This is a genomic window from Pseudomonas sp. HMWF006, from assembly GCF_003061205.1.
In the GTDB taxonomy this organism is placed as follows: Bacteria; Pseudomonadota; Gammaproteobacteria; order Pseudomonadales; family Pseudomonadaceae; genus Aquipseudomonas; species Aquipseudomonas monsensis.
On sequence record NZ_QAIU01000658.1, the window covers coordinates 8530 to 11541 of the forward strand.

Sequence of the window (3012 nt, forward strand, 5' to 3'; positions counted from 1 at the left end):
GGCTTTCAACCACATGCACATCTTCATCGACCCGAACCCGAACCCGGCGACCAGCTTCGCCGAGCGTCAGCGCATGTTCGACCTGCCGCGTTCGGCCTGGACCGACTACGACACCAGCATCATGTCCGAAGGTGGCGGTATCTTCTCGCGCAGCGCGAAGAGCATCGCGATCTCCCCGCAGATGCAGGAACGCTTCGACATCAAGGCGGACAAGCTGACCCCGACCGAACTGCTGAACGCCTTGCTCAAGGCGCCAGTGGATCTGCTGTGGAACGGCGGTATCGGTACTTACGTCAAAGCCAGCACCGAAAGCCACGCCGATGTCGGCGACAAGGCCAACGATGCTCTGCGCGTGAACGGCAACGAACTGCGCTGCAAAGTAGTGGGCGAGGGCGGTAACCTCGGCATGACCCAACTGGGTCGTGTGGAGTTCGGCCTCAATGGCGGCGGTTCCAACACCGACTTCATCGACAACGCCGGTGGCGTGGACTGCTCCGACCACGAAGTGAACATCAAGATCCTGCTGAACGAAGTGGTTCAGGCTGGCGACATGACCGACAAGCAACGCAACCAGTTGCTGGCGAGCATGACCGACGAAGTCGGTGGTCTGGTGTTGGGCAACAACTACAAGCAGACCCAGGCCCTGTCCCTGGCGGCGCGTCGTGCCTACGAGCGCATTGCCGAGTACAAGCGTCTGATGAGCGATCTGGAAGGCCGTGGCAAGCTGGACCGTGCCATCGAGTTCCTGCCGACCGAAGAGCAGATCAACGAGCGCGTTGCGGCAGGCCATGGCCTGACCCGTCCTGAGCTGTCGGTACTGATCTCGTACAGCAAGATCGACCTCAAGGAACAGCTGCTGAACTCGCTGGTGCCGGATGACGATTACCTGACCCGCGACATGGAAACGGCGTTCCCGCCGACCCTGGTCAGCAAGTTCTCCGAGGCCATGCGTCGTCACCGTCTGAAGCGCGAGATCGTCAGCACCCAGATCGCCAACGACCTGGTCAACCACATGGGCATCACCTTCGTTCAACGACTCAAAGAGTCGACCGGCATGAGCCCGGCGAACGTGGCCGGTGCTTACGTGATCGTGCGTGACATCTTCCACCTCCCGCACTGGTTCCGTCAGATCGAGGCGCTGGACTATCAGGTTTCCGCTGACGTGCAGTTGGAGCTGATGGACGAGCTGATGCGTCTGGGCCGCCGCGCTACCCGCTGGTTCCTGCGTGCCCGTCGCAACGAGCAGAACGCTGCCCGTGACGTCGCGCACTTCGGTCCGCACCTGAAAGAACTGGGTCTGAAGCTCGACGAACTGCTGAGCGGCGAAATCCGCGAAAACTGGCAGGCGCGTTATCAGGCTTACGTCGAAGCCGGTGTGCCGGAGTTGCTGGCGCGTATGGTCGCGGGCACCTCGCACCTGTACACGCTGCTGCCGATCATCGAAGCGTCCGACGTGACTGGCCAGAACCCGGCCGAAGTGGCCAAGGCGTACTTCGCCGTGGGCAGCGCGCTGGACATCACCTGGTACCTGCAACAGATCAGCGCGCTGCCGGTTGAAAACAACTGGCAGGCCCTGGCCCGTGAAGCGTTCCGTGACGATGTCGACTGGCAACAACGCGCGATCACCATCTCCGTCCTGCAACAGGGCGACGGCACTCAGGACGTGGAAGCACGCCTGGCGCTGTGGATGGAGCAGCACGAAAGCATGATCTCGCGCTGGCGCGCCATGCTGGTGGAAATCCGTGCAGCGAGCGGCACGGACTACGCCATGTATGCGGTGGCCAACCGTGAACTGCTGGACCTCGCCTTGAGCGGGCAAGCCGTGGTGGCCCCGGCTGCTGCGAATGCCGAGCTTGAACTGGCGTAAGTAGTGGTTGAATGAAAAAGCCCCTGCATTGTGAGATGCAGGGGCTTTTTTATGCCTGAGATTTTTGTGGTGCCTAGTCTGGCCCCTTCGCGAGCAAGCTCGCTCCCACATTTGAAATGCATTCCCCCTGTGGGAGCGAGCTTGCTCGCGAAGGGGCCCTTGTCATCAATACAACTTAGATGACTGTTTGCTATCAAGCATCGACACTTTGTCCGCAGGTCTAGCGACTAGATTGTTGAGCGATTGGTCAAACTTCTGCAACGCCCGAGTTTGAACATCCTGCTGCTGATTGATATCGGCCACTATCTCCTCCGAACGTTTGAAGTCCGCCCACACCGGCGTCAATTCTCTCGCCTCGGAGCCTTTCGCCGTACCGATGTAATTCAACTGCGCATCATAGAAGTCCGCGCTCACGTCTGCCTTGATGTCGGAACTGCGCGAAGTGATCAACTGGCTGTGGGTGTCTACAATCGCCACCACATCCGGTCTGGCTGCGCGCAGGCTGTGCATGTCCGGATACACCGTCACCGAGCCGAACTGGCGTTGCAGCGATGCCTTGACCCAGTCCACCGCCATGTCCGGTTTCGACGTGGCGATGTAGGCGTCATGGATCGGTTGCACCAGCAAACTCTGGCCGAAACCGGTGCCGGCGTTGGCTTGATAGTCGCGCAGGTATTCGCGGTTGGTCTGGGTGCCTGGGCTGTAGACCACGCCGAGCGACACGCCGGGGCCGCTTTTCACCTGCGTGGCGCTGCTGCGGCCGACCGGTTGGGTGAAGAGGGTGTCGAGGGACGAGACGGCTTTCGGCGCGGTGGGCACTGAACAGGCGGACAAGGCTAGAACCGATATCGCCAAGGTACTGGCAAAGGCAAGTTTCATGGTGTTTCTCCCGTGAAACAACATCAGTCGGACAGTTTGAAAGTCGTTAATCACGACCGTTAACTCAGACTAAACCCGCCAACCTGACAATTTGCTGAGCGAACCGCCGTTGAATAGTTTCATTTGCTGTAACTCGCAGCGGTTAATGACGCCGGGAAATAAAAAAGCGCAAATCCGCAATTTGCGCCTGATTATTTATGGCTGGTTAAACAGCCATCAGTTTTTCAGCGGGATCAACACTTGCTCATCCGGGGCCAGCACCATGA

The 3012-nt window shown here is 59.5% G+C and carries 2 protein-coding genes; one reads left to right on the forward strand and one right to left on the reverse strand.

All coding sequences use genetic code 11. The annotated features are described in order from the left end of the window. Positions 1-1867: NAD-glutamate dehydrogenase domain-containing protein (locus tag DBR24_RS34615; RefSeq protein WP_256592031.1), on the forward strand; the 1867-nt coding region annotated here is incomplete at its 5' end. A gap of 165 nt (positions 1868-2032) precedes the next feature. Here DBR24_RS34615 and DBR24_RS30520 read toward each other — a convergent pair. After that, complete coding sequence (locus DBR24_RS30520) at positions 2033-2746, reverse strand: ATPase (protein ID WP_128616536.1); 714 nt, start codon at positions 2744-2746, stop codon at positions 2033-2035. Positions 2747-3012 lie beyond the last annotated feature (266 nt).